This is a genomic window from Kitasatospora sp. CB02891, from assembly GCF_002803145.1.
GTDB lineage: Bacteria > Actinomycetota > Actinomycetes > Streptomycetales > Streptomycetaceae > Kitasatospora > Kitasatospora griseola.
The window spans coordinates 183,068-206,561 of record NZ_NNBO01000007.1 but is presented as its reverse complement, the minus strand read 5'-3'; the positions used below and the strand labels follow the sequence as shown (position 1 = coordinate 206,561).

Annotated in this window: 23 protein-coding genes; 4 read left to right on the top strand and 19 right to left on the bottom strand. The window is 73.1% G+C overall.

Going from position 1 to position 23,494, the window contains the following annotated elements; genetic code table 11:
• The first annotated feature begins 249 nt into the window (after nucleotides 1-249).
• Nucleotides 250-879, top strand: coding sequence for a hypothetical protein (locus CG736_RS36290; RefSeq protein ID WP_157815622.1), 630 nt, complete (start codon nucleotides 250-252; stop codon nucleotides 877-879).
• Here CG736_RS36290 and CG736_RS17985 read toward each other — a convergent pair.
• The 4 genes from CG736_RS17985 to CG736_RS17970 form a co-directional block, all read right to left on the bottom strand.
• Nucleotides 822-1,940 carry a GuaB3 family IMP dehydrogenase-related protein gene (locus tag CG736_RS17985; RefSeq protein ID WP_100587202.1) on the bottom strand — a complete coding sequence of 373 codons (1,119 nt, stop codon included), beginning with the start codon at nucleotides 1,938-1,940 and terminating at the stop codon, nucleotides 822-824. The two genes, CG736_RS36290 and CG736_RS17985, sit on opposite strands and share 58 nt — an antisense overlap.
• Before the next feature lie 158 nt (nucleotides 1,941-2,098).
• Nucleotides 2,099-3,601: an IMP dehydrogenase gene (gene guaB / locus CG736_RS17980; RefSeq protein ID WP_043914495.1), complete on the bottom strand. Its 1,503-nt coding sequence runs from the start codon at nucleotides 3,599-3,601 to the stop codon at nucleotides 2,099-2,101.
• A 231-nt stretch (nucleotides 3,602-3,832) separates the two neighbouring features.
• Nucleotides 3,833-4,552, bottom strand: a complete 720-nt coding sequence (gene shbA, locus CG736_RS17975) for an RNA polymerase sigma factor ShbA (protein ID WP_100587201.1) — start codon at nucleotides 4,550-4,552, stop codon at nucleotides 3,833-3,835.
• 198 nt (nucleotides 4,553-4,750) lie between these two features.
• Nucleotides 4,751-5,362: a response regulator transcription factor gene (locus CG736_RS17970; protein ID WP_014136228.1), complete on the bottom strand. Its 612-nt coding sequence runs from the start codon at nucleotides 5,360-5,362 to the stop codon at nucleotides 4,751-4,753.
• A gap of 536 nt (nucleotides 5,363-5,898) precedes the next feature.
• On the opposite strand from CG736_RS17970, the gene CG736_RS17965 reads away from it, so the two are divergent.
• Nucleotides 5,899-6,225, top strand: a complete 327-nt coding sequence (locus CG736_RS17965; protein ID WP_100587200.1) for a WhiB family transcriptional regulator — start codon at nucleotides 5,899-5,901, stop codon at nucleotides 6,223-6,225.
• A 119-nt stretch (nucleotides 6,226-6,344) separates the two neighbouring features.
• Here CG736_RS17965 and CG736_RS17960 read toward each other — a convergent pair whose 3' ends face one another.
• From CG736_RS17960 to groES, 3 genes are all read right to left on the bottom strand, one after another.
• A complete protein-coding gene (locus CG736_RS17960; RefSeq protein ID WP_043914497.1) occupies nucleotides 6,345-7,346 on the bottom strand; it encodes a LysR family transcriptional regulator in 1,002 nt (333 codons plus the stop codon).
• 333 nt (nucleotides 7,347-7,679) lie between these two features.
• Entirely contained in the window at nucleotides 7,680-9,314 is a 1,635-nt protein-coding gene (groL, locus tag CG736_RS17955) for a chaperonin GroEL (RefSeq protein ID WP_100587199.1), read from the bottom strand.
• 100 nt (nucleotides 9,315-9,414) lie between these two features.
• Nucleotides 9,415-9,720: a co-chaperone GroES gene (groES, locus tag CG736_RS17950; RefSeq protein ID WP_014136232.1), complete on the bottom strand. Its 306-nt coding sequence runs from the start codon at nucleotides 9,718-9,720 to the stop codon at nucleotides 9,415-9,417.
• Nucleotides 9,721-10,190: 470 nt separating this feature from the next.
• Here groES and CG736_RS17945 point away from each other — a divergent pair, with 470 nt between their 5' ends.
• On the top strand, nucleotides 10,191-11,369 hold the full coding sequence (locus tag CG736_RS17945) for a class I SAM-dependent methyltransferase (RefSeq protein WP_100587198.1): 1,179 nt from the start codon (nucleotides 10,191-10,193) through the stop codon (nucleotides 11,367-11,369).
• On the opposite strand, the gene CG736_RS17940 is transcribed toward CG736_RS17945, so the two are convergent.
• From CG736_RS17940 to tsaB, 5 genes are all read right to left on the bottom strand, one after another.
• On the bottom strand, nucleotides 11,345-12,226 hold the full coding sequence (locus CG736_RS17940) for a polysaccharide deacetylase family protein (RefSeq protein ID WP_100587197.1): 882 nt from the start codon (nucleotides 12,224-12,226) through the stop codon (nucleotides 11,345-11,347). The genes CG736_RS17945 and CG736_RS17940 overlap by 25 nt on opposite strands.
• 69 nt (nucleotides 12,227-12,295) lie before the next feature.
• Complete coding sequence (locus tag CG736_RS17935) at nucleotides 12,296-12,541, bottom strand: hypothetical protein (RefSeq protein WP_369880215.1); 246 nt, start codon at nucleotides 12,539-12,541, stop codon at nucleotides 12,296-12,298.
• 11 nt (nucleotides 12,542-12,552) lie between these two features.
• On the bottom strand, nucleotides 12,553-13,632 hold the full coding sequence (gene tsaD, locus CG736_RS17930) for a tRNA (adenosine(37)-N6)-threonylcarbamoyltransferase complex transferase subunit TsaD (RefSeq protein WP_100587195.1): 1,080 nt from the start codon (nucleotides 13,630-13,632) through the stop codon (nucleotides 12,553-12,555).
• The gene (gene rimI / locus CG736_RS17925; RefSeq protein WP_100587194.1) at nucleotides 13,625-14,104 is read right to left on the bottom strand and encodes a ribosomal protein S18-alanine N-acetyltransferase; all 480 of its coding nucleotides are present in this window, start codon (nucleotides 14,102-14,104) and stop codon (nucleotides 13,625-13,627) included. Before rimI ends, tsaD begins: the two co-directional genes overlap by 8 nt.
• A 45-nt stretch (nucleotides 14,105-14,149) precedes the next feature.
• Nucleotides 14,150-14,797 carry a tRNA (adenosine(37)-N6)-threonylcarbamoyltransferase complex dimerization subunit type 1 TsaB gene (tsaB, locus tag CG736_RS17920; RefSeq protein ID WP_100587193.1) on the bottom strand — a complete coding sequence of 216 codons (648 nt, stop codon included), beginning with the start codon at nucleotides 14,795-14,797 and terminating at the stop codon, nucleotides 14,150-14,152.
• Between the two features lie 133 nt (nucleotides 14,798-14,930).
• On the opposite strand from tsaB, the gene CG736_RS17915 reads away from it, so the two are divergent.
• Nucleotides 14,931-15,503: a L,D-transpeptidase gene (locus CG736_RS17915; RefSeq protein ID WP_232734048.1), complete on the top strand. Its 573-nt coding sequence runs from the start codon at nucleotides 14,931-14,933 to the stop codon at nucleotides 15,501-15,503.
• 12 nt (nucleotides 15,504-15,515) lie between these two features.
• Here the strand turns inward: CG736_RS17915 and CG736_RS17910 are convergent, their stop codons facing one another.
• The 7 genes from CG736_RS17910 to glmS all read right to left on the bottom strand — a co-directional run bounded on the left by CG736_RS17910 (nucleotide 15,516) and on the right by glmS (nucleotide 23,406).
• Nucleotides 15,516-15,704, bottom strand: a complete 189-nt coding sequence (locus tag CG736_RS17910) for a hypothetical protein (RefSeq protein ID WP_100587192.1) — start codon at nucleotides 15,702-15,704, stop codon at nucleotides 15,516-15,518.
• Nucleotides 15,705-15,806: 102 nt separating this feature from the next.
• Nucleotides 15,807-16,316, bottom strand: coding sequence for a tRNA (adenosine(37)-N6)-threonylcarbamoyltransferase complex ATPase subunit type 1 TsaE (gene tsaE, locus CG736_RS17905; RefSeq protein ID WP_043914511.1), 510 nt, complete (start codon nucleotides 16,314-16,316; stop codon nucleotides 15,807-15,809).
• Nucleotides 16,317-16,377: 61 nt separating this feature from the next.
• The gene (locus CG736_RS17900) at nucleotides 16,378-17,520 is read right to left on the bottom strand and encodes an alpha/beta fold hydrolase (protein WP_100587191.1); all 1,143 of its coding nucleotides are present in this window, start codon (nucleotides 17,518-17,520) and stop codon (nucleotides 16,378-16,380) included.
• A 108-nt stretch (nucleotides 17,521-17,628) separates the two neighbouring features.
• Entirely contained in the window at nucleotides 17,629-18,810 is a 1,182-nt protein-coding gene (alr, locus tag CG736_RS17895; RefSeq protein WP_100587190.1) for an alanine racemase, read from the bottom strand.
• 763 nt (nucleotides 18,811-19,573) lie between these two features.
• Entirely contained in the window at nucleotides 19,574-21,013 is a 1,440-nt protein-coding gene (locus CG736_RS17890; RefSeq protein WP_100587189.1) for an NAD(P)H-hydrate dehydratase, read from the bottom strand.
• 111 nt (nucleotides 21,014-21,124) lie between these two features.
• Nucleotides 21,125-21,511 carry a holo-ACP synthase gene (locus tag CG736_RS17885; protein WP_100587188.1) on the bottom strand — a complete coding sequence of 129 codons (387 nt, stop codon included), beginning with the start codon at nucleotides 21,509-21,511 and terminating at the stop codon, nucleotides 21,125-21,127.
• Between the two features lie 38 nt (nucleotides 21,512-21,549).
• A complete protein-coding gene (gene glmS, locus CG736_RS17880) occupies nucleotides 21,550-23,406 on the bottom strand; it encodes a glutamine--fructose-6-phosphate transaminase (isomerizing) (protein WP_100587187.1) in 1,857 nt (618 codons plus the stop codon).
• Nucleotides 23,407-23,494: the final 88 nt, after the last annotated feature.

The following is a 23,494-nucleotide window of genomic DNA, read 5'->3' as shown; positions in this document are numbered from 1 at the left end:
TGTCGGGCCGCCGCGGGCGGCGGTCGCACGCCGGGGGACCATCATCCCCTGCCGCCGCCCCGCCCGGCCACCCACCCCCACCCGGCTCGCGCCCCGTGCGCCCCTCGTGTCACTTCCGCACCGGTCCGCCGACCGAAAACGACCGCTCCCGACCTGCCCGTACCGCCGTGCGAATAGCGCTGTCCAATCGTCCTTATGCCCTGCTAACCTCTGCGCGCTCTTCACATCATCGCCACGGGGGAAGCCCACATGACCACACCCGAGCCCACCAACCCGTACGCCGGCCCGCCGCAGGCCCCTGCCGCGCCCAACCCGTACGCCGCCCCGCCGCAGACCCCGCCCCCGCCCGGCGGCGTCCCGCTCCCCCCGCCCGCGCCCGCCGAGCAGGCGTGGGGCGGCACCGCCGCCCCGCCGGTGGCGCCGACGGTCCCGGTCGTCAAGAACGTGCCGCTGGCGGTCCTGGCCGGCGTCGGTGCGGCACTGGCCGCCGCCCTGCTCTACGGCTTCATCGTCAAGGCCATGGAGCGCGAGTTCTCCGTCCTGGCGATCGGCATCGGCGCCGCCGTCGGCTTCGCGGTCGGCAAGGTCGGCGGCGCGCACCGGGCGCTGCCGCCGGTCGCTGCCCTGATCACCCTGCTTCACCGAGCACTTCGACCTGCTGTTCGAAGGCTGGAAGGCCGACTTCGACCTCCTGTCGGTGCTGTTCCTGGGACTCGGTGCGTTCTTCGGCGCCAGCGCCGCCAAGAAGTTCGGAGATTCCTGACGGACCACCAGGAAGGGCCCCCGCCGAGTACGGCAGGGGCCCTTTCCGCTGATCGGGATCAGTGGCCGGAGTTGACCGTGACCTCGACCCGCTGGAACTCCTTCAGCTCGGTGTAGCCGGTGGTGGCCATCGCCCGGCGCAGCGCGCCGAACAGGTTCATGGTGCCGTCGGGGGTGTGCGACGGGCCGGCCAGGATCTGCTCGGTGGAGCCGACGGTGCCCAGGTGCACCCGCTTGCCGCGCGGCAGCTCCTCGTGGACGGCCTCCATGCCCCAGTGGTAGCCCTGGCCGGGCGCGTCGGTGGCACGGGCCAGCGCGGCGCCGATCATCACCGCGTCGGCGCCGCAGGCGACGGCCTTCGGGATGTCGCCGCTGTAGCCGACGCCGCCGTCCGCGATGACGTGCACGTAGCGGCCGCCGGACTCGTCCATGTAGTCCCGGCGGGCCGCCGCGACGTCCGCCACCGCGGTCGCCATCGGCACCTGGATGCCCAGCACGTTGCGGGTGGTGTGCGCGGCGCCGCCGCCGAAGCCGACCAGCACGCCGGCCGCACCGGTGCGCATCAGGTGCAGCGCGGCGGTGTAGGTGGCGCAGCCGCCGACGATCACCGGGACGTCCAGCTCGTAGATGAACTGCTTCAGGTTCAGCGGCTCGGCCGCGCCCGACACGTGCTCGGCGGACACCGTGGTGCCGCGGATCACGAACACGTCGACGCCGGCGTCCACCACGGCCTTGGAGAACTCGGCGGTGCGCTGCGGCGACAGCGCCGCGGCGGTGACCACGCCCGAGTCACGGACCTCCTTGATCCGCTCCTTGATCAGCTCGGCCTTGATCGGCGCGGCGTACACCTCCTGCAGGCGACGGGTCGCGTCCGCCTCGTCGGAGATCGACGCGATCTCCTCCAGCAGCGGCTGCGGGTCCTCGTACCGCGTCCACAGGCCTTCCAGGTTCAGCACGCCCAGGCCGCCCAGCTGCCCGATCGCGATCGCCTGCTGCGGCGACACCACGCTGTCCATCGGCGCCGCCAGGAACGGCAGCTCGAACCGGTAGGCGTCGATCTGCCAAGCGATCGAGACCTCCTTCGGGTCACGCGTACGGCGGCTGGGGACGACGGCGATGTCGTCGAAGGAGTACGCCCGGCGGCCGCGCTTGCCTCGCCCGATCTCGATCTCAGTCACTTCGAGCCCTTCTGCTGCTTTCCATCTCCCGACCGGGTCACCCCGGTCGCCACCCAAGTATCCCGTACCGCCCCGGCCGCCCCGTCAGGGGCGCACCGAACAGCGGAAACCGCCCGGACTGCAGCGTGGACTGCGATCCGGGCGGCTCCCCGGAACCCTTAGCGCGAGGTGTAGTTCGGCGCCTCGACCGTCATCTGGATGTCGTGCGGGTGGCTCTCCTTGAGGCCCGCCGAGGTGATCCGGACGAACCGGCCCTTGGTCTGCATCTCGTCGACCGACCCGGCGCCGACGTAGCCCATGGTCTGCCGCAGGCCGCCGACCAGCTGGAACAGCACCGCGGACAGCGGGCCGCGGTACGGCACCTGGCCCTCGATGCCCTCGGCGATCAGCTTCTCGTCCGAGGACACCTCGGCCTGGAAGTAGCGGTCCTTGGAGAAGGACTTCGCCTGGCCGCGGGTCTGCATCGCGCCCAGCGAGCCCATGCCGCGGTACGACTTGTACTGCTTGCCGTTGATGAACAGCAGCTCGCCCGGCGACTCCTCGCAGCCGGCCAGCAGCGAGCCCAGCATCACGGTGTCGGCGCCGGCGCACAGCGCCTTGCCGATGTCACCGGAGTACTGCAGGCCGCCGTCGCCGATGATCGGGACGCCCGCGCTCTGACAGGCCTGCGCGGCCTCGTAGATCGCGGTGACCTGCGGCACGCCGACGCCGGCGACCACGCGGGTGGTGCAGATCGAGCCCGGGCCGACGCCGACCTTCACGCCGTCCACGCCCGCGTCGATCAGCGCCTGCGCGCCGTCCCGGGTGGCGACGTTGCCGCCGACCACGTCGACCGACACGGCGGACTTGATCTTCGAGATCCAGGCCAGCGCGTTGTGCGAGTGGCCGTGCGAGGTGTCCACCACGAGGAAGTCCACGCCCGCGCCGACCAGCGCCTGGGCCCGGTCGAACGCCTCCGCGGAGGCGCCGACGGCGGCGCCGACCAGCAGACGGCCCTCGGCGTCCTTCGCGGCGTTCGGGTACTTCTCCGCCTTGACGAAGTCCTTGACGGTGATCAGGCCCTTGATCCGGCCCTCGTCGTCGACCAGCGGCAGCTTCTCGATCTTGTGGCGGCGCAGCAGCGCGATCGCGTCCTCGCCGGAGATCCCGACCTTGCCGGTGATCAGCGGCATCGGCGTCATGATCTCGGCGACCTTGCGGCTGCGGTCGGTCTCGAAGGCCATGTCACGGTTGGTGACGATGCCCAGCAGCTTGCCGTCCGGGCTCGCGACCGGGACGCCGGAGATCCGGAACCGGGCGCACAGCGCGTCGGCCTCGGCCAGCGTGGCCTCCGGGCCGACCGTGATCGGGTCGGTCACCATGCCGGACTCGGAGCGCTTCACCAGGTCGACCTGGTTGACCTGGTCCTCGATCGACAGGTTGCGGTGCAGGACGCCGACGCCGCCCTGCCGGGCCATCGCGATCGCCATCCGCGACTCGGTGACCTTGTCCATCGCCGCCGACAGCAGCGGGATGTTGACCCGCACGTTCCGGGAGATCCGCGAGGAGGTGTCGACCTGGTTGGGGAGCACCTCGGAAGCCCCGGGCAGCAGCAGGACGTCGTCGTACGTGAGTCCGAGCATCGCGAACTTCTCGGGTACGCCGGCGGCGTTGTAAGACATGGGGAACCTTCCGTGGCGGGCCGTCGTTCTGCGCACGGGCGCCAGGGCTCTCTCGGCCGCCAAGGACGCCCGGCGTTCGGTCGATCCTCCAACCGAGGACCGCGCACACCGGAGAAACTTTGGCGACCCGACCAGGCGCCGATACCCCATGGTACTGGTGCCGCGGGGTGTGTCGTCGCGCCCTCTTGACAACGCGCGCGCCCCCGCGCTTCTTCCCCCCGGCCGGACCGGCTAGCCGGACTCCTCCGCCAGCGCCCGCAGCCGCGACAGCGCCCGGTGCTGGGCCACCCGCACCGCGCCCGGCGACATGCCGAGCACCTCGCCGGTCTCCTCCGCCGACAGCCCGTCCGCCACCCGCAGCAGCACCAGCTCGCGCTGCCGGGCCGGCAGGTTGGACAGCAGCTCCTTGATCCACGCGGCGTCGCTGGACAGCAGCGCCCGCTCCTCGGGGCCGAGCGAGTCGTCCGGCGTCTCCGGCAGGTCGTCCGGCGGGATCACCGTCGAACCGGGCCCGCGCATCGCGGCCCGCTGCAGATCGGCGATCTTGTGCGCGGCGATCCCGTACACGAAGGCCTCGAACGGGCGGCCGGTGTCCCGGTAGCGGGGCAGCGCGCACAGCACGGCGACGCACACCTCCTGCGCCACGTCGTCCACGTGGTGCCGGGCCCCGCCGGGCAGCCGGACCAACCGCCCCCGGCAGTACCGCAGCGCCAGCGGCAGCACGTACCCGAGCAGCGCCTCGATCGCCGGGCCGTCCCCGCGCACCGCGGCCGCGACCAGCGCGGCCTCCTCCGGCGAGGTGGCACCCGCGACCTGCGGACGGGCGCCCGCATCCGACGCACCGTCGGATCCCGCCGCCCGGCCCTCCGGCGCCGACGACGGAGCGGCAGCCGCACCCCCGGGGGCGGGCTGCGCCGGTTCGGTGCCGGCGGCCTCCTCGTCGTCATGCATCGGTCCATGGTGCCTGGTCGGACCGGAAAACGCGGCACCGCGTCCGGACTTGTGCATCGGAACGTTATGCGTCGCCGGGTGCACCGTGCCGCCTCCCCTGCCTGTCCGCTGGTCCCCGAGGTGCTCCACTACTCCATGGTGCAGCCTCGGGACCACAACGTCACACGTCCGAGCGAACGCAGTTGTCCCCGCACCCGCTCAGCGGACCAGGCCCCAGCGGAAGCCCAGCGCCACCGCGTGCGCGCGGTCCGAGGCGCCGAGCTTCTTGAACAGCCGCCTGGCGTGCGTCTTCACGGTGTCCTCGGACAGGAACAGCTCGCGGCCGATCTCCGCGTTGCTGCGGCCGTGGCTCATCCCCTCCAGCACCTGGATCTCACGGGCCGTCAGAGTCGGTGCGGCGCCCATGTCCGGGCTGCGCAGCCGGCGCGGCGCCAGGCGCCAGGTCGGGTCGGCCAGCGCCTGGGTGACGGTGGCCCGCAGCTCGGCGCGCGAGGCGTCCTTGTGCAGGTAGCCGCGGGCCCCGGCGGCGACCGCGAGGGCCACGCCGTCCAGGTCCTCGGCCACGGTGAGCATGATGATCCGGGCGCCCGGGTCGGCCGAGAGCAGTCGGCGGACCGTCTCCACCCCGCCGAGCCCGGGCATCCGAACGTCCATCAGAACGAGATCGGAACGGTCGGCCACCCAGCGGCGGAGGACCTCCTCACCGTTCGTCGCAGTGGTCACCCGGTCCACGCCGGGCACGGTCGCCACCGCACGGCGCAGTGCCTCCCGGGCGAGCGGGGAATCGTCGCAGACGAGTACGGATGTCATGACCGTCCTCCGCAGCTGATCCGCGTCACGTTGAGCCTCCTGGCTGGTACGAACCTCTCCGACACGGCCGCCGGGACGGACCCCGTTCCGATCGCCTCGCTCCGCGACCGATCCCGATGTCCTGCGCCTGCTGACCGCCTCCGTACATCCAACGACCGTCACTCGAATGAGTTACGGCTCAGGTCCATCTCCACCACTGTACGTGGCCGACCCATCACACAAGAGCCACCTCGCGGTGCACACGCCGCACTTTTGTGCAGCTCGCGCGCGGTGTCCGCGCCGCGCACGCCTTCCGACCGCGGCCCGCGCCCCGTCGAGCCTCCGATCGGGGAGTGGCGCGACTCAAAACCTATTGCACCGTTTGTCCGTTTTTATAGCTTCCGTTAGGTCATTGACTGTTGTGTCGGACTGTGGGTGACTTGTCCGTGTAGTTGGGTGTAAGTCATATTTCCAGGTGTCCGTATCGGTCCCGTGCAGCCTCGCCGGAGCAAGCCCGTCCGGGCCGCCAGGTCCCGTACCCTCGAAGGGAATGAGCCATGGCAGATTTCTCCCGCCTCCCCGGCCCCAACGCAGACCTCTGGGACTGGCAGCTCTCCGCCGCCTGCCGCGGCGTCGACAGCTCGCTGTTCTTCCACCCCGAGGGCGAACGCGGCGCGGCCCGGACCTCCCGCGAGGCGAGCGCCAAGGAGGTCTGCATGCGCTGCCCGGTACGCGCCCAGTGCGCGGCCCACGCCCTCGCCGTCCGCGAGCCCTACGGGGTCTGGGGCGGCATGACGGAGGACGAGCGCGAAGAGCTGCTCGGCCGCTCCCGCAACCGACTGGTCCAGGTCCCGCTGGCGATGCCGCAGACCGTCCGCCACTGAGCGCCCGATGAGCGGCCGCGCATGCCCCCGTCAGCTGTCCCGGCAGCGGCCCTCGAACAGCTGAAAAAACGTTTCCCTGAATCCGCCGCGCCGCCCGCCCACCGGCCGGCGCGGACGCCTCACCGGGCGGCGGCCGCCGCCGCGAGCTGATCCAGCATCAGCTCCACCGCCGGAACCCCCGCCAGGTCCGGCAGGGTCAGCGCCACCACCTCACGCCGCGCGGGCTCCCCCGACGCGACCCGCACCGGCACCGCCACCACCCCCGGATGCCGCACCGACTCCAGCGCCAGGCCCGGCAGCACCGCCACCCCCAGACCCGCGCCCACCAGGCCCACCACCGCCGGGTAGTCGTCGGTGGCGAACTCGATCGCCGGCGCGAAGCCCGCGTCCGTGCACAGTTCCACCAGGTGCCCCCGGCACTGCGGACAGCCCGCGATCCACTGCTCCCGCGCCAGCTCCGCGAGATCCACCGGCTCGCCCTCGCCCCGGCCCGCCAGCGGATGCCCCGCCGGCACCAGCCCCACCAGCGGATCGTCCAGCAGCGGCCGCACCACCAGCTCCGACCAGTCGTTCGCCGCGGCCGTCGCCGCCGCCTCCAGCGCCGCCTCCGCGCGGGCCTCGCGCAACGTCGCGTGCGGGGACGGCAGGCTCAGCCCGCCCTGCGAGTCCGGGTACCGGAACGCCAGCGCCACCTCGCACTCCCCGCCCCGCAGCATCGCCAGCGCCTGCGGCGGCTCCGCCTCCACCAACGACACCCGCACCCCCGGATGCGCCGCCCGCACCTGCGCCACCGACCGCGGCACCAGCGTCGAACTCGCCGTCGGGAACGAGACCAGCCGCACCCGGCCCGCCCGCAGCCCGGCGATCGCCGCGACCTCCTCCTCGGCGGCCGACAGCCCCGCGAGGATCCCGTTCGCGTGCTTCAACAGCACCCGCCCGGCCTCGCTCAGCTGCATCTCCCGCCCCGACCGCACCACCAGCGGGGTGTCCACCGCCTTCTCCAGCGCCTTCATCTGCTGACTCACCGCAGGCTGCGTGCACCCCAGCTCCCGCGCCGCAGCGGAGAACGACCCGGTCCGGGCGACGGCATGCAGAACACGGAGATGGCGGGCTTCAATCACGCCATCAACCTTAGGGGAGAGCGCAGCAGGCACGGACGGACGCGAAACCGGGGGCGCGAGCGGGTGCGAAAGCAGGGACGCTGGGGGTACCCCCAGGCGAAGCCGAGGGGGCGGAACTGCGCGCAGCGGAAGGCACTCGTCAGCAAGATCGCAACGCCGGACAATGACCTGCACGTGCTCGCGACCTTGCGGACGTGGCCTGCGCTTGTCGCGCAGTCCCCCGCCCATGCGAAAGGGCGCGAGGCCCTGCACGCTCCGAGCCTCGCACTACGAGAGTGCAGGGCCGGTCGCGCAGTTCCTCGCGCCCCTCATTGCCGCCTAGCGGCCAGTGCTTCAGTGGCTGTGGCCGTGCCCGCCGTGCGAGTGGCCGTGGCCCGCCGCGTCGTCCTCTTCCTTCTTCTCGACCACGAGGGTCTCGGTGGTGAGGAGGAGGGAGGCGATGGAGGCGGCGTTCTCCAGGGCGGAGCGGGTGACCTTGACCGGGTCGATGACGCCGGCCTTGACCAGGTCGCCGTACTCGCCGGTGGCGGCGTTGTAGCCCTGGCCGGCCTCCAGCTCGGAGACCTTGGAGGTGATGACGTAGCCCTCAAGACCGGCGTTCTGGGCGATCCAGCGCAGCGGCTCGACCAGGGCGCGGCGGACCACGGCGACACCGGTCGCCTCGTCGCCGGACAGGCCGAGGCCGTCCTCCAGGACCTTCGCGGCGTGCACCAGCGAGGCGCCGCCACCGGCGACGATGCCCTCCTCGACCGCGGCGCGGGTCGCGGAGATGGCGTCCTCCAGACGGTGCTTGCGCTCCTTGAGCTCGACCTCGGTGGCCGCGCCGACCTTGATCACGCAGACGCCGCCGGCCAGCTTGGCGAGGCGCTCCTGGAGCTTCTCGCGGTCCCAGTCGGAGTCGGTGTTGGCGATCTCGGCCTTGATCTGGGCGACCCGGCCGGCGACCGCGTCGGACGCGCCGGCGCCGTCGACGACGATGGTCTCGTCCTTGGTGACGGTGATGCGGCGGGCGGAGCCCAGCACGTCCAGGCCGACCTGGTCGAGCTTGAGGCCGACCTCCTCGGAGATGACCTGGCCGCCGGTCAGGGTGGCGATGTCGCCGAGGATGGCCTTGCGGCGGTCACCGAAGCCGGGGGCCTTGACCGCGACCGCGTTGAAGGTGCCGCGGATCTTGTTGACCACCAGGGTGGAGAGGGCCTCGCCGTCGACGTCCTCGGCGATGATCAGCAGCGGGCGGGAGCCGCCGGCCTGCAGAACCTTCTCCAGCAGCGGCAGGAGCTCCTGGATGCTGGAGATCTTGCCCTGGTTGATCAGGATGTACGGGTCCTCCAGGATGGCTTCCTGGCGCTCCGCGTCGGTGACGAAGTACGGCGAGAGGTAGCCCTTGTCGAACTGCATGCCCTCGGTGAACTCGAGCTCGACGCCGAAGGCGTTGGACTCCTCGACGGTGATGACACCGTCCTTGCCGACCTTGTCGATCGCCTCGGCGATCAGCTCGCCGACCTGGGTGTCCTGGGCGGAGAGGGAGGCGACGGCGGCGATGTCGTCCTTGCCCTCGATCTCGCGGGCGATGGACAGCAGGTGCTCGGAGACGGCGGCGACGGCCTTGTCGATGCCCTTCTTCAGGGCGGCCGGGCCGGCGCCGGCGGCGACGTTGCGCAGACCCTCGTTGACCAGGGCCTGGGCCAGCACGGTGGCGGTGGTGGTGCCGTCGCCCGCGACGTCGTTGGTCTTGGTGGCGACCTCCTTGACCAGCTGCGCGCCGAGGTTCTCGTACGGGTCGTCGAGCTCGACCTCGCGGGCGATGGTCACACCGTCGTTGGTGATGGTGGGAGCGCCGAACTTCTTGTCGATGACGACGTTGCGGCCCTTGGGGCCGATGGTCACCTTGACGGTGTCGGCAAGCTTGTTGACGCCGCGCTCCAGCGAGCGGCGGGCGTCCTCGTCGAACTGCAGGGTCTTCGCCATGATCCCGTTTCCTCAGGGTGTGGTCTGCGTACGTGGAGCAACAACCGCGCCCCGGGCCCCTGTCAGTGCTGACACGGATCCGGGGCGGGCTGGGGACGTCTTACTTCTCGATGATGGCGAGAACGTCGCGAGCCGAGAGGACGAGGTACTCCTCGCCCTGGTACTTCACCTCGGTGCCGCCGTACTTCGAGTACAGGACGATGTCACCGACGGCGACGTCGAGCGGCAGACGCTGGCCGTCCTCGAAGCGGCCCGGGCCGACGGCAAGGACGACACCCTCCTGGGGCTTCTCCTTGGCAGTGTCCGGGATCACCAGGCCGGAGGCGGTGGTGGTCTCGGCGTCGAGCGGCTGGACCACAATGCGGTCCTCGAGCGGCTTGATGGCAACCTTGCTGCTGGTGGTCACGTCCGAGCTCCCCTTCGGAGATTACGGGGTTGTCTAACAGGTAGGTGGGCGATGGTGCGCAACTGCCGTCGCGGGGGTCAGACACGCATCTTCGCGTTAGCACTCCCCCTGGAGTGAGTGCCAGGAACGACCTTAGGACGCCGTTAGCACTCAGTCAACCAGAGTGCCAACGACGTCGTGTCGGAGTTTTCCGCCCGACCCGGCCCGTTTCGAGCACGGATACTCAGGCGGCACACCAACTCCCTTGCCACGCTTGGCCCATGGCGACGGGGCGGCCGGGGCGGCCGCGCTGTGCGGGCTGTTCGCACTGACGGCGGTGACCGGGACGGCGCCGGCCCTGGTGCGGACCGCCCGGCGGGGGTACCGGATCACGCCGGTCGCGCTGCTGACGGCGGGTCCGCTGCCGGCCGTGGTCCTGGACTCGACGACAGCGCCCCGACCCACCGGCGCCGGGCGGCGACAATGGGGCCGTGGAGATCGAATCGTTCCGGGCGCTGCTGACCGAGCAGGGGCAGGCGCTGCTGGCCGAGTTGCGGGAGTTCACCGCGGATCAGGAGCTGGCGCTGGCGACCCGGCTGCGGCGGGACTACCCAGCGGAGCTGGTGCGGGCGGCGTTCGAGCAGGCGCGGTTGCGGCAGCGGGCGGAGGCGAAGTTCGGGGCGGACGCCCGGGGGATGTACTTCACGCAGCACGGGGTGGAGCAGGCGACGCGGCGCAATGTGGCCGAGTGGCGGGCGGGGCGGTTCGCGGCGCTCGGGGTGAAGCGGCTGGCGGATCTGTGCTGCGGGATCGGCGGGGACGCGGTCGCGCTGGCCCGGGCCGGGATCGCGGTGCTGGCGGTGGACCGGGACGAGCTGACCTGCGAGGTGGCGCGGGCGAACGCGGCGGCGCTGGGCGTGGCGGAGCTGGTGGAGGTGCGCTGCGCGGACGTCGCGGACGTCGACACGGACGGCTTCGACGCGGTGTTCACCGATCCGGCGCGGCGTACCTCGCGCGGCCGGGTGTTCGACCCGGAGGCGTACTCGCCGCCGCTGTCCTGGGCGGTGGAGGCGGCCCGGCGCACCCCGTTCGGGGCGTTGAAGGTGGCGCCGGGGATCCCGCACGAGCTGGTGCCGGAGGGCGCCGAGGCGGAGTGGGTGTCGGACCGGGGCGAGGTGAAGGAGGCGGTGCTGTGGTTCGGCACCGCGGCCGCCGAGCCGTACCGGGCGACGCTGCTGCCGGGCCCGCACTCGCTGACCGGCGGGGCGCTGCCGGACCCGCCGGTGGGTCCGGTGGGGCGGTACCTGTACGAGCCGGACGGCGCGGTGATCCGGGGCCGGATGGTCGCCGAGGTGGTCGAGTCGACGAACGGTCGGCTGATCGATCCGATGATCGCGTACGTCACCTCGGACGAGCTGCGTCCGACGCCGTACGCGCACGCCTACGAGCTGACGGACGTGCTGCCGTACAACGTGAAGAAGTTGAAGGCGCTGGTGAAGGAGCGCCGGATCGGCACCGTGGTGATCAAGAAGCGCGGGGCGTCGGTGGTCCCGGAGGAGCTGCGGCGGCAGTTGAAGCCGGCCGGGCCGAACGCGGTGACGGTGATCGTGGCCCGCACCGCGGCCGGCCCGGTGATGATGCTGGGTCAGCCGGCGGGCTTGGCGATGTAGTCGTCGAGGCGGGCGACCGCGAAGCCCTGTTCCTGGATGCGGGCGAGCATCTCGCCGAACATCGCGGTCATGGTCTCGCCCTTGAGCTCGGACGGGCCGCGGAAGTGGGCGAGGATGATGTCGCCGTTCTTCAGCTTCTTGTCGGCGGACTGGTACTGCATGTCGTGGATCTGCATGGACTCGCGCCACAGCACGATGGCACGCGGCCCGCACTCCTGCACCGAGGTGTTCAGGGTGGGGGTGTTGGCGCCGTCGCCGAAGGGCGGCCGGAACAGGTACGGGGCGGTGCCGTACTGCTCGGTGAGGGCGGTCTGGTCGTCGCAGATCTGGGTCTTCTGCTGGGCCGCGGTGATCTTGCTCATCACCGGGTGGCTGACCGTGTGGTTCTGCACGGTGTTGCCGAGCGCCTGCAGCGGCTTGAAGTAGGCGTAGTCGTTCTTGACGATGTCCTTGGTCAGGAACATCGTGATCGGCACCTTCAGCTCGGTGAGCATCTGGACGAACTTGGGGTCCTTCTCGGCCCCGTCGTCGATGGTGATGAAGACGACCTTGTCCTGGGTGGGGACTTCGCTGAACACCGGCACGGCGCCCGTCTTCGTCAGCTTGATCGGCTTGTCGGCGGGCGGCGCGGGCGCCTTGGCCATCGGCTTGAGGCCCCACTTCGCCCACGCGGCCTCCCCGGCGGTGTCCTGCGCGGGCGCCGACGCGGCGGCGGAGGAGGAGCTGCCCGAGGACGCCGCCGCGGGCTTCGCGGGGGCGGCGGACTTCGTGGCGGGGGCGGAACTGCCGCACCCGCTCGCCGCCAGCAGCACGGCGAGCGCACCCACGCCGTACCCGATCCGGGCCCTGTTCGTCACCGGTGTCCCCCGCTCTTCCTCTACACGTCTGTCGATGTTCTGGACGAACGCTACCGGCTCCCCGGTTGCCTACCCGACATCCGTCCGGGTGAAGGTCCACCGGTGCACCGGACGGGCCAGCAGCCCGGCCGGGGGCTCCGGCACCGGCCCCGGCTCGCCCGCCCAGAGCGCGATCAGCAGCACCCGGTCCCCGGGCGCGGTGAACAGCTCGACCCGCTCCAGACCGGCCGCCCCGCGCACTTCGGGCAGCGCGAACTCCCGCGCCCAGGCGTGCAGTTCACTCCCCCGCCCGTCGACCGCGCGGGCCTCCCACATCGCCGCCAGGGTCACTTCAGCGCCTCGTGGGCGTGGGCGTGGAAGTCGGTGTGCGGGACGTGCGTCTCGGTGACCGGCAGCGAGGAGTCCGCCGACAGGTCGAACGAGGACGGGGTGCGGTCGCGCCAGACCATCTCCGCGCCGAGCGCCGCCACCATCGCGCCGTTGTCGGTGCACAGGCCCGGACGCGGCACCCGCAGCACGATGCCCGCCTTGTCGCAGCGCTGCTGCGCCATCTCGCGCAGCCGGGAGTTCGCGGCGACGCCGCCGCCGATCATCAGGTGGTCGACGTCGTTGTCCTTGCACGCCCGCACGGCCTTGCGGGTGAGCACGTCGGTGACCGCCTCCTGGAAGGACGCGGCGACGTCCGCCACCGGCACCGGCTCGCCGGCCCGTCGCTTGGCCTCCACCCAGCGCGCCACGGCGGTCTTCAGGCCGGAGAACGAGAAGTCGTACGCGGGGTCGCCGGCGTTGTTCAGACCGCGCGGGAAGGCGATCGCCCTGCCGTCGCCCTCCCGGGCCATCCGGTCCACCACCGGCCCGCCCGGGAAGCCCAGGCCGAGCACCCGGGCCACCTTGTCGAACGCCTCGCCGGCCGCGTCGTCGATGGTCGCGCCGAGCGGCCGCACGTCGGAGGTGATGTCGCCGCTGAGCAGCAGCGAGGAGTGGCCGCCGGAGACCAGCAGCGCCATGGTCGGCTCGGGCAGCCGGCCGTGCTCCAGCTGGTCGACGCAGATGTGCGAGGCCAGGTGGTTCACGCCGTACAGCGGCTTGTCCAGCGCCCACGCGTACGCCTTGGCGGCGCTCACGCCGACCAGCAGCGCGCCGGCCAGGCCGGGGCCGGCGGTGACGGCGATGCCGTCCAGGTCGCTCGCCTTGACGCCCGCGGTGTCCAGCGCGCGCTGGATGGTGGGGACCATCGCCTCCAGGTGCGCCCGGCTGGCGATCTCCGGGACGACGCCGCCGAACCGGGCGTGGTCGTTCACCGAGGACGCGACCGCGTCGGCGAGCAGCGTGGTGCCGCGGACGATGCCGACGCCGGTCTCGTCGCAGGAGGTCTCGATACCGAGGACGAGCGGTTCGTCAGCCATTGTGATGATCCTTCAGATCGCTTGCATCGCTTGCCAGGTGGTCCAGACGCATCACCAGTGCGTCCACGTTGGCGGGCTGGTAGTAGCCCCGCCGGATGCCGACCGGCTCGAACCCGAACCGCTCGTACAGCCGCTGCGCGGGCAGGTTGTCGACCCGCACCTCCAGCAGCAGCTCGGCGCAGCCGCGCCGGACCGACTCCTCGACCAGTTCGGTCAGCAGCATCGCCCCGAGGCCCGCCCCCTGGCGCCCGGCCTCCACCGCGATGGTCTGCACGTCGCCGTCCGCCCCGACCGTCATCAGCCCGGCGTAGCCGACCACCGCGTCGGTCTCGTCCACCGCCACCACGTAGTGCCGGCTGCCGCCCGGGTACGCCTCGGCCAGCTCGGACCAGTACATCCCGCGCGACCAGGCGTCCTCGGGGAACAGCAGGTGCTCCAGCACCATGACCGGCTCGATGTCCCACCAGCGCATGGGGCGCAGCGCGAACCTAGCCACGGTCGGAGAGTCCCGTGCGCGTCACGCCGGAAGCACCGCCTTGTAGCCCGCCGGCACCTGCGCGTCCGGGCGCCGCAGGTACAGCGGGGCGTTCGGCAGCAGTTCGCGGCCGGCGGCCAGCTCGCGGACCGCGAAGTCGGCGAGCGCGCCCGCCGACACGTGCTCGGGGCCGCTCGCCGCCGGCAGGCCGTACAGCAGCGCGCCCGCGCCGACCGTCCGCTCGCCGGGCTCGATCTCCGCCGGGCGGTCCACCGCCGGGCCGGAGACCCGGGCGCCGGACGCGTCGTAGGAGGCCCAGTAGACCTCCTTGCGGCGCGCGTCGGTGGCCACCGTGAACGCGCCGTCCAAGCCCTCGGTGCGGGCCTGGTGGGCGATCGCGTCGAGGGTGCAGACGCCGTGCACGGGCAGGCCGAGCGCGTCGCCGAGCGCGGCGGCGGTCACCAGGCCGACCCGCAGGCCGGTGTACGGGCCCGGGCCGACGCCGACCGCCAGGTCGGTGAGCTGCCGCTTGTCCACACCGGCGGTGCGCAGCACGGCGTCGATGGTGGGCAGCAGCAGTTCGCCGTGCCGGCGGGCGTCGACCTCGTAGGACTCGGCGAGCACGCGCTCGCCGTTGTGGACGGCGGCCGTGACGGCGGGGGTGGCGGTGTCGAAGGCGAGGAGGAGCACGGGTTCAAGGTTAGAGGGTCCGGCGCCGGTGCCCGCACCGGCCGGGAACACACGATCGGAAGAGGCCGGGGCGGCGGCGCGGACCTGGCACGATGGGCCTCGGACGGGATACGCGGAGCGTTGAGGAGCAGACGTGGCGAAGCTGGGTCCTGGTGTGGTGGTCGGCGGACTGACCCTGAGCGCCATGGCGGTGATCGGTCTGCTGGCGTTCCAGGCGAACGGCGCCGCGTCCCGGGCGGTCGCGGCCGGCCCGTCGTCGAGCGCCTCCGCGACGACGGCCGCCTCGCCCGCGGCGAGCGAGAAGCCCACCGCGCCCCCGCTGCCGGCGGACTCCGGGGCGGGCCTGCGGGTGGTGTTCTCGCTCAAGGACCGCCAGGTGTGGCTGGTCGACCCGAAGAAGACCGAGCAGGTGCTCGCCTCGTTCAAGGTGACGCCGGGCAGCGCGCTGCCGAACCCGGGCGCCTACGCGGTGTACAGCCGCGCCGCGGCCGGCACCGGCACCGACGGCCGGCAGATCGAGCACGTGGTGCGTTTCACCCAGCAGCAGGGCACGGTCTTCGGCTTCAGCGCGCTGGTGGACGAGAACGCCCCCGCGCCGTCGATGGACCCGAAGACCAAGACCGGCGGCATCCGGGCGTCCCGCTCCGACGGCCAGGCCCTGTGGGACTTCGCGCCGAACGGCACCCGGGTGGTCGTGGTCGCCTGACCGCTCGGGGCGCTACGCGGCGTGGCGCTCCGGCGGGGTGGAGACCGCCTTCGCGGCCCGGCAGGACGCCAGCAGCGCCCGCATCGGCACGGGGTTCTCCGGCTCCTCGGTGCGCGGCTGCTCGGCATCGGCGCGCGCCGCCTCGACGGGGGCGTCGGCCGGTTCGGGACGGGCGTCGGTCCGGGGGGTGGTGCTCGCCATGGGGCGCCTCCCTAGTTAGGCACACCTAACCTGCTGTCGCCATCCCATCACGCCCACCGGCCGGGCCGCAACAGTTTCCCGACACGCTGTCGGAAACCCGGCTCAGTTGTCACCCAATACGGTGAGGTCCACGTCGTCCCAGCGACCGCCCAGGCCCGTCACGGTGACCCGCCGCCCGTCCGCCTCGTCCACCACGTCGGCCTCCGCACCGCCGAGCGTCCGCTCGATCCGGACCTCCAGCCGGTCCTCGGAGAGCTGCTCGACCTTGCCCTCGCCCCACTCCACGACGATCACCGACTCCGGCAGCGACACGTCCAGGTCGAGGTCCTCCATCTCGTCCAGACCGCCGCCCAGCCGGTACGCGTCCACGTGCACCAGCGCCGGGCCGCCGGTCAGCGACGGATGCACCCGGGCGATCACGAAGGTCGGCGAGGTCACCGCGCCGCGCACCCCCATGCCCTCTCCCAGGCCGCGGGTCAGCGTGGTCTTGCCCGCGCCCAGCTCCCCCGACAGCAGCACCAGGTCGCCGGGGCGCAGCAGGGCGGCGAGCCGCCGGCCGAGGCCGGTCATCCGCTCCGCGGTGGCGACGGTCAGAGTGGTCTGCGAACCCATGGCGTCCTTCTTCGTTCGTTGCGGCCACCCCTACGGTGCCACACCGCGCACGGACGCCCGCTCAGCCCTCCGGCTGCTCCCCGTCCGGCTCGGCCGGGACGGCCGGCAGCGGGCCGGTGCCCGCCCGCTCGGCGGCCCGCTCCAACAGGGCCGCCAGCTCCCGGTCCACCAGCTCGGGACGCTCCAGCATCACCAGGTGCCCGGCGTCCTCCACCAGCACCAGCCGGGACCCGGGCAGCGCCGCCGCGATCGCCTCGGCGTACTCGGGCGGGGTGATCAGGTCCTTGGCGCCGGCCATCACCAGTGCGGGGACGCCGTCCAGCCCGGCCAGCGCGGCCCGCTTGTCGTGCACCGAGAACGCCGGGTAGAACTCGGCGACCACATCGATCGGGGTCGCGTCCAGCAGCTGTTCGGCGAACCGCACCACCGCCGGGTCGACGTCCTTCCCGCCGAACGAGAACCGCCGGTAGAACACCGCCGTCACGTCCGCACCCCAGCGCCGGGTCGCCTCCACCAGCTCGACCTGCCGGCCCAGCAGCCGCACCACGCCGGGCGCGATCCGCTTCACCACCTTCGCCCCCGCGGCGGGCAGCCCCAGCGTCACCGAGTCCCAGCCGCCGGCCAGCGTCCCGATCAACGCCACCCCGACCACCCGGCCCTGCGGACCGAACAGCTCGGGGTGCTGCGCGGCCAGCGCCATCACCGTCATCCCGCCCATCGAATGCCCGACCAGCACGATCGGGCCCTCCGGCACCACCGCGTCCAGCACCGCCCGCAGATCACCGCCGAGCTGATCGATCGAGGCGGGCTCACCGCTCAGGTACGAGCGGGAGCGCTCGGACCGGCCGTGGCTGCGCTGGTCCCAGAACACCGTGCGCAGCACGCCCCGCAGCGCCGCCCGCTGGAAGTGCCAACTGTCCTGGTTCAGGCAGTACCCGTGACAGAACACCACCGTCGGCCCGGGCCCCTCGGCGGCGTCCACCTCCACGTACAACTCGGTGCCGTCGTCCGCCCGCACCCGCCGCGGCGCCCCGCGCAACGACCCGAACGGCGCCGCCGCGTCCAACTCCTCCCGGGCCCGCCGGCGCATCGCCCGCCCCACCGTCATCCGCTCCACGGCGACCCCGGCGGCGGCCCCGGCGGCCAGCACCCCGAGCGATATCCCGATCAGCCCGGCCCTGGAGACCCCGGACGACTCAGCCATGGGTGGAACCAGGGGCGCGGGGGACGGCGCGAAGCGGAAGGCGCCCGTCGGAATGCTCGCGGCACCGACCGCCGGTCGAACACGCGCGCGCCGCAGCGATGACGGCCACTACTGCACCCCTCCCACGTACCGCCGGGGCACTCGCCCCCCGATCCGGGTGATGATCTCGTACGCGATCGTCCCGCAGGCCCGCGCCCAGTCCTCGGCCGTGGGCTCGCCCCGATCGCCCGGGCCGAACAGCAGGGCTTCCTCGCCGACCTCGTGCGCGTCCCCGCCGAGGTCGACCACGAACTGGTCCATCGCGACCCGGCCCGCCACCCGGTAGCGCCCGGAGCCGATCTGCACCGGCCCGGTGTTGCTCGCGTGCCGGGGGATGCCGTCCGCGTAGCCGAGCGGGATCAGGCCCAGCGTAGTGGGCCCGGGCGTCACGTAGTGGTGGCCGTAGGAGACGCCGTGGCCGCCGGGGGCGTGCTTGACCAGGGCGAGCCGGGCGGCCAGCGACATGACCGGCCGCAGGCCGTACTCGGCGGGCGTGCCGAGCTCGGGCACCGGCGACAGGCCGTACATGGCGAGGCCCGGACGGACCAGGTCGTAGTGGGACTGCGGGAGCAGCAGGGTGGCCGGGGAGTTCGCCAGGTGCCGCACCTCGGGGTCGAGGCCGGACCGCTCGGCGAACGCCAGGGCCTGGGCGAACGAGTCCAACTGGGCCTGGATGGAGGGGTGCCCGGGCTCGTCGGCGGCGGCGAAGTGCGACCACACGCCGACCACCCGCAGCATGCCGTCGGCCTGCGCCTCGGCGGCGCGGTCGACCAGGTCGGGCCAGTCGTGCGGCTGGCAGCCGTTGCGGCCGAGGCCGGTGTCGGCCTTCAGGTGGATCCGGGCCGGGATGCCGGTGGCGCGGACGGCGGCGAGGAGCTCGTCCAGCGCCCACTGGCCGCTGATCGAGATGTCGACGGACTCGCGCAGCGCCTGCTCCCACGGGCCGCCGGGCGTCCACAGCCAGCACAGGATCCGCGCCCGGTCGGGGCCGATCCCGGCGGCGCGCAGCGCGAGCGCCTCCTGCGGGGTGGCCGTCCCGAGCCAGCCCGCGCCGGCGGCGATCGCCTCCCGGGCGCACTGGAGCGCACCGTGGCCATAGGCGTCCGCCTTGACCACGGCCATCAGCTCGGGGCCGTTGGTACGGGCGCGCAGAGCGGCCAGGTTGTCGCGCAGGGCGGCCAGGTCGATCGTCGCCTCGGCGCGCACCCCCTCGGTCAGTGCGGGTGTCCCGGTGGTGTTCGCAGTCGTCATCGCGTATCAGTCTCCCAGACCCCCGCCGGTCCCCCCATCAGGGGCGCGGCCGACCGGGAGTCCTGTCACCCGTCCACCCGTACGCCCTTTCCCTTCCGCTGTCTCCACGCGACGCGGCCCACTCCGGTTCCGAACGGCGCGTCACCGGGCCGTGGGCAAGGCCGAGAGCGACGAGTGCCAACGGCGTGTCGGCCGGGCCGGACGCAGGGTCGAGCGCAGCGATCGAGGAGCCCGCACCGAACCCCGCGGACAGCGGCGACGCACGGAGCGAGGCGGCGCCCGACAGACGACCGCTCCGACCGGGCGCAGGACACGACGACACCTGCTCCGGCGCCAAGCCGCGCGTACACGGTGGCAGAAGCGGGCAGCGCAGGACGTCGGCAGGATGATCCGGGCACGCGCCCCGACCACGCGCCAGCCGTCGGCGAGCACGGCAGAGCCTGTGCCGAAACGCCCCTGCGAAGCGGGCCGCCACCCCATCGGCGACAGCTGAGCGGGCCGCAAGGCGTCAACGGACGCCAGCGCGGTGGTCTGGGCACTGCACGCCCCGACCACGCGCCAGCCGTCGGCGAGCACAGCAGAACCCGTGCCGAAACGCCCTTACGAAGCAGACCGCCACCCCACCAGCGATAGCTGAGCGGGCCGCAAGGCGTCAACGGACGCCGGCACAGCAGGCCGAGCACGCACTCGCCCCGACCACGCGCCAGCCGTCAGCGAGCACAGCAGAGCCCGCGCCGAACGCCTTCCCACTCCCAACCGGCCGTCACCCCGTCAGCGACTGCCAGACGGGATGCAGGGCGTCGGCGATGTCCAGGGCGGTGATCGGGGCGCCCGTGCCGGCGGCGTGGCGGCCGGCCAGGCCGTGCAGGTGGGCGGCGGCGGAGGCGGCGTCGAGTGGGGTGAGGCCGGTGGCGAGCAGGGAGCCGGCCAGGCCGGACAGGACGTCGCCGCTGCCGGCGGTGCCGAGCCAGCCGGTGCCGGTGGCGTTCACCCGGACGGTGCCTTCGGGGTCGGCGACGACGGTGGTGGAGCCCTTGAGCAGGACGGTCGCGCCGTAGCGGGCGGCGATCAACCGGGCGGCCCACAGTCGGCGGGCGGCGACGGTCTCGGCGTCAGTGTGCTCGCCGACGCCGGCCAGCAGACGGGCGGCCTCCCCGGCGTGCGGGGTGAGCAGGGTCGGGGCGGGGCGGCCGGCCAGCAGGTCGGGGCCGAGTCGGGCCAGTTCGGTGAGCGCGTCGGCGTCGGCGAGCACCGGCACCTCGGTGTCGAGGGCCTCGCGCAGCGCGTGTTCGGCGCCGTCGCCGCCGCCCGGGCCGACCACCCAGGCCTGGACCCGGCCGGCCCGGGCGGGGCCCGCGTCGCTGATCAGCGTCTCCGGGTGGCGGCGGACCACCTCCTCCGCGGCGTGCCCGGTGTAGCGCACCGCGCCCGCGCCGCCGCGCAGCGCCCCGGCGACGGCGAGCAGCGCCGCGCCCGGGTAGCGGGTGGAGCCGGCCGCGACGCCGACCACGCCGCGCCGGTACTTGTCGCTCTCGGCGCCGGGGACGGGCAGCAGCGCGGCCACGTCGGCGCCCTGGAGGGCCTCGACGGGGGCGGGCGGCAGGTCGAGTCCGATCTCCACCAGGTGGACCACGCCCGCGTGGCCCGCGCCGGGGTCGACCAGCAGGCCGGGCTTGTGGGTGCCGAAGCAGACGGTGACGTCGGCGCGCAGCGCGGGGCCGGTCACCTCGCCGGTGTCGGGGTCGACCCCGGACGGCACGTCGACGGCGACCACCGGACCGCGACGCGCCATGGTGGCGAAGGGGGCGGCAGCGGGGCGCAGCGGGCCGCGACCGCCGATGCCGACGATGCCGTCCAGCACCAGGTCGGCGCGGCCGAACGCGCCGGGGTCGTCGGTGACCCGGCCGCCGGCGGCCCGCAGCGCGGCGAGACCTTCGGCGTGCGCCTTGGCGGGGTCCAGCAGCAGGGCTTCGGCGCGGGCCCCGCGACGGGCGAGCCGCGCGGCGGCGTACAGCGCGTCGCCGCCGTTGTCGCCGGAGCCGGCCAGCACGAGGACGCGACTGCCGTAGACCCGGGGCAGCAGTCCGGCGCAGGTCGCGGCGAGACCGGCTGCGGCGCGCTGCATCAGGGTGCCCTCGGGGAGGGCGGCCATGAGGGCGGCTTCGGCGGTGCGGACCTGGTCGACGTGGTGGGCGTAGCGCATACGGGTCTCCTCCGGAGGGCGCGAGCACGTACGAGTCATTGTCCGCAGCGCGATCCCGCGCAGGGGCGTCTTCCGCCTCGCGCAGCCCCGCGCGCCCCCGGGTTCCCCCTCCTAGCCTTCGGCGATCACCACCGCCGAGGCGACGCCCGCGTCGTGACTGAGCGACACGTGCCAGGCCGTCACTCCGAGGGCGGCGGCGCGGGCTTCGACGGTGCCGGTGACGTGGAGGACGGGGCGGCCGGAGTCCTCGACGCGGACTTCGGCGTCCTCCCAGCGGAGGCCGGGGGGCGCGCCGAGGGCCTTGGCGATGGCTTCCTTGGCGGCGAACCGGGCGGCGAGCGAGGCGGTGCCCCGGCGCTTTCCGGAGGGGAGGGTCAATTCGCCCGGGGTGAAGAGGCGTTCGGCGAGTCCGGGGGTGCGTTCCAGGGATTCGCCGAACCGTTGGATGTCCGCCACGTCGATGCCGACCCCGATGATCACGCGTGTTCCTCCGTCCATGCCTGCGCAGTGGCGCGCAGGCATGGACGATACGCGGGCTACTCGACGGTGACGGACTTGGCGAGGTTGCGGGGCTGGTCGACCTCGTGGCCCTTGGCGGTGGCCAGCTCGCAGGCGAACACCTGGAGCGGGACGGTGGACACCAGCGGCTGGAGCAGGGTCGGGGTGGCCGGGATGCGGATCAGGTGGTCGGCGTAGGGGACGACGGCCTCGTCGCCCTCCTCGGCGATGACGATGGTCTTCGCACCGCGGGCCCGGATCTCCTGGATGTTGGAGACGATCTTGTCGTGGAGGACGGAGCGGCCGCGCGGCGAGGGCACCACCACGACCACCGGGAGGCCTTCCTCGATCAGCGCGATCGGGCCGTGCTTGAGCTCGCCGGCGGCGAAGCCCTCGGCGTGCATATAGGCGAGCTCCTTGAGCTTGAGCGCGCCTTCGAGGGCCACGGGGTGGCCGACGTGCCGGCCGAGGAAGAGGACCGCGGGGGCGTCGGCGAGCGAGCGGGCCAGGGCGCGGACCGGCTCCATGGTGCCGAGGACCTGCTCGACCTGGCGCGGGGCGTCGCCGAGTTCGCGGATGACGGAGGAGATCTCGTCGCCCCACTTGGTGCCGCGCACCTGGCCCAGGTAGAGGGCGACCAGGTAGCAGGCGACCAGCTGGGTCAGGAACGCCTTGGTGGAGGCGACGGCGACCTCGGGGCCGGCGTGGGTGTAGAGCACCGCGTCGGACTCGCGCGGGATGGTCGAGCCGTTGGTGTTGCAGATCGCCAGGACCTTCGCGCCCTGCTCGCGGGCGTGGCGCAGCGCCATCAGGGTGTCCATGGTCTCGCCGGACTGCGAGATGGCGATGACCAGGGTGCGGTCGTCCATGATCGGGTCGCGGTAGCGGAACTCGCTGGCCACCTCGACCTCGCACGGGATGCGGGTCCAGTGCTCGATGGCGTACTTGGCGATCATGCCGGCGTGGAACGCGGTGCCGCAGGCGACGATCACCACCTTGTCGACCTCGCGCAGCACCTGGTCGGGGATGCGCAGCTCGTCGAGGGTGAGCCGGCCGTCGGTGCCGATCCGGCCGAGCAGGGTGTCGGCGACGGCCTTGGGCTGCTCGGCGATCTCCTTGAGCATGAAGTAGTCGTAGCCGCCCTTCTCGGCGGCGGAGGCGTCCCAGTCGACGTGGTACTCGCGGACCTCGGCGGGCGCGCCGTCGAAGTCGGTCACCGTCACGCCCTCGCGGCGCAGTTCGACGACCTGGTCCTGGCCGAGCTCGATGGCCTCGCGGGTGTGCGCGATGAACGCGGCGACGTCGGAGGCGAGGAAGTTCTCGCCGTCGCCGACGCCGACCACCAGCGGCGAGTTGCGGCGGGCGCCGACCACCACGTCGGGGGCGTCGGCGTGCACGGCGACCAGGGTGAACGCGCCGTCCAGCTGCCGGCAGACGGTGCGCATGGCTTCGGCGAGGTCGCCGTCGTAGGCCTCGGACAGCAGGTGGGCGACCACCTCGGTGTCGGTCTCGGAGCGCAGCGTGTGGCCGCGGTCGGCGAGTTCGGCGCGCAGGACGGCGAAGTTCTCGATGATGCCGTTGTGGACGACGGCGACCTTGCGGTGGTCGTCCAGGTGGGGGTGGGCGTTGGCGTCGTTGGGCGCGCCGTGGGTGGCCCAGCGGGTGTGGCCGATGCCCGTGGTGCCGGCCGGCAGGGGGGTTTCGGCCAGCGACTTCTCCAGGTTGACGAGCTTTCCGGCCCGCTTGTCGGTCGCCAGGAGCCGCTGCCCGTCGGCTCCCACGGTCTGCACCGCGACGCCGGCCGAGTCGTAGCCCCGGTACTCCAGCCGCCGCAGACCTGCGATCACTACGTCGAGGGCCGCTTGCGGGCCCGTATATCCAACAATTCCGCACATATGCGCCAGCATAGGTGTCGGTGTTCGAGCCCTGTTCGGTCGGATGACCACACCGGGTGACCGACACCACAACACCCGGCGGCCCGGA

Excerpts from the sequence above, each read along its gene's own strand:
- shbA (WP_100587201.1), bottom strand. The coding sequence starts at position 4,552 with ATGCATGACGACGAGGAGGCCGCCGGCACCGAACCGGCGCAGCCCGCC.
- tsaE (WP_043914511.1), bottom strand. The coding sequence starts at position 16,316 with ATGGGTTCGCAGACCACTCTGACCGTCGCCACCGCGGAGCGGATGACC.
- CG736_RS36290 (WP_157815622.1), top strand. The coding sequence starts at position 250 with ATGACCACACCCGAGCCCACCAACCCGTACGCCGGCCCGCCGCAGGCC.
- CG736_RS17885 (WP_100587188.1), bottom strand. The coding sequence starts at position 21,511 with ATGGACGGAGGAACACGCGTGATCATCGGGGTCGGCATCGACGTGGCG.
- CG736_RS17935 (WP_369880215.1), bottom strand. The coding sequence starts at position 12,541 with ATGTGGGAGGCCCGCGCGGTCGACGGGCGGGGGAGTGAACTGCACGCC.
- CG736_RS17900 (WP_100587191.1), bottom strand. The coding sequence starts at position 17,520 with ATGGCTGAGTCGTCCGGGGTCTCCAGGGCCGGGCTGATCGGGATATCG.
- CG736_RS17890 (WP_100587189.1), bottom strand. The coding sequence starts at position 21,013 with ATGCGCTACGCCCACCACGTCGACCAGGTCCGCACCGCCGAAGCCGCC.
- CG736_RS17965 (WP_100587200.1), top strand. The coding sequence starts at position 5,899 with ATGGCAGATTTCTCCCGCCTCCCCGGCCCCAACGCAGACCTCTGGGAC.
- guaB (WP_043914495.1), bottom strand. The coding sequence starts at position 3,601 with ATGTCTTACAACGCCGCCGGCGTACCCGAGAAGTTCGCGATGCTCGGA.
- tsaD (WP_100587195.1), bottom strand. The coding sequence starts at position 13,632 with ATGGCTGACGAACCGCTCGTCCTCGGTATCGAGACCTCCTGCGACGAG.
- rimI (WP_100587194.1), bottom strand. The coding sequence starts at position 14,104 with ATGCGCTGGTGGGACATCGAGCCGGTCATGGTGCTGGAGCACCTGCTG.
- CG736_RS17970 (WP_014136228.1), bottom strand. The coding sequence starts at position 5,362 with ATGACATCCGTACTCGTCTGCGACGATTCCCCGCTCGCCCGGGAGGCA.
- CG736_RS17910 (WP_100587192.1), bottom strand. The coding sequence starts at position 15,704 with ATGGCGAGCACCACCCCCCGGACCGACGCCCGTCCCGAACCGGCCGAC.
- alr (WP_100587190.1), bottom strand. The coding sequence starts at position 18,810 with ATGACGACTGCGAACACCACCGGGACACCCGCACTGACCGAGGGGGTG.
- glmS (WP_100587187.1), bottom strand. The coding sequence starts at position 23,406 with ATGTGCGGAATTGTTGGATATACGGGCCCGCAAGCGGCCCTCGACGTA.
- groL (WP_100587199.1), bottom strand. The coding sequence starts at position 9,314 with ATGGCGAAGACCCTGCAGTTCGACGAGGACGCCCGCCGCTCGCTGGAG.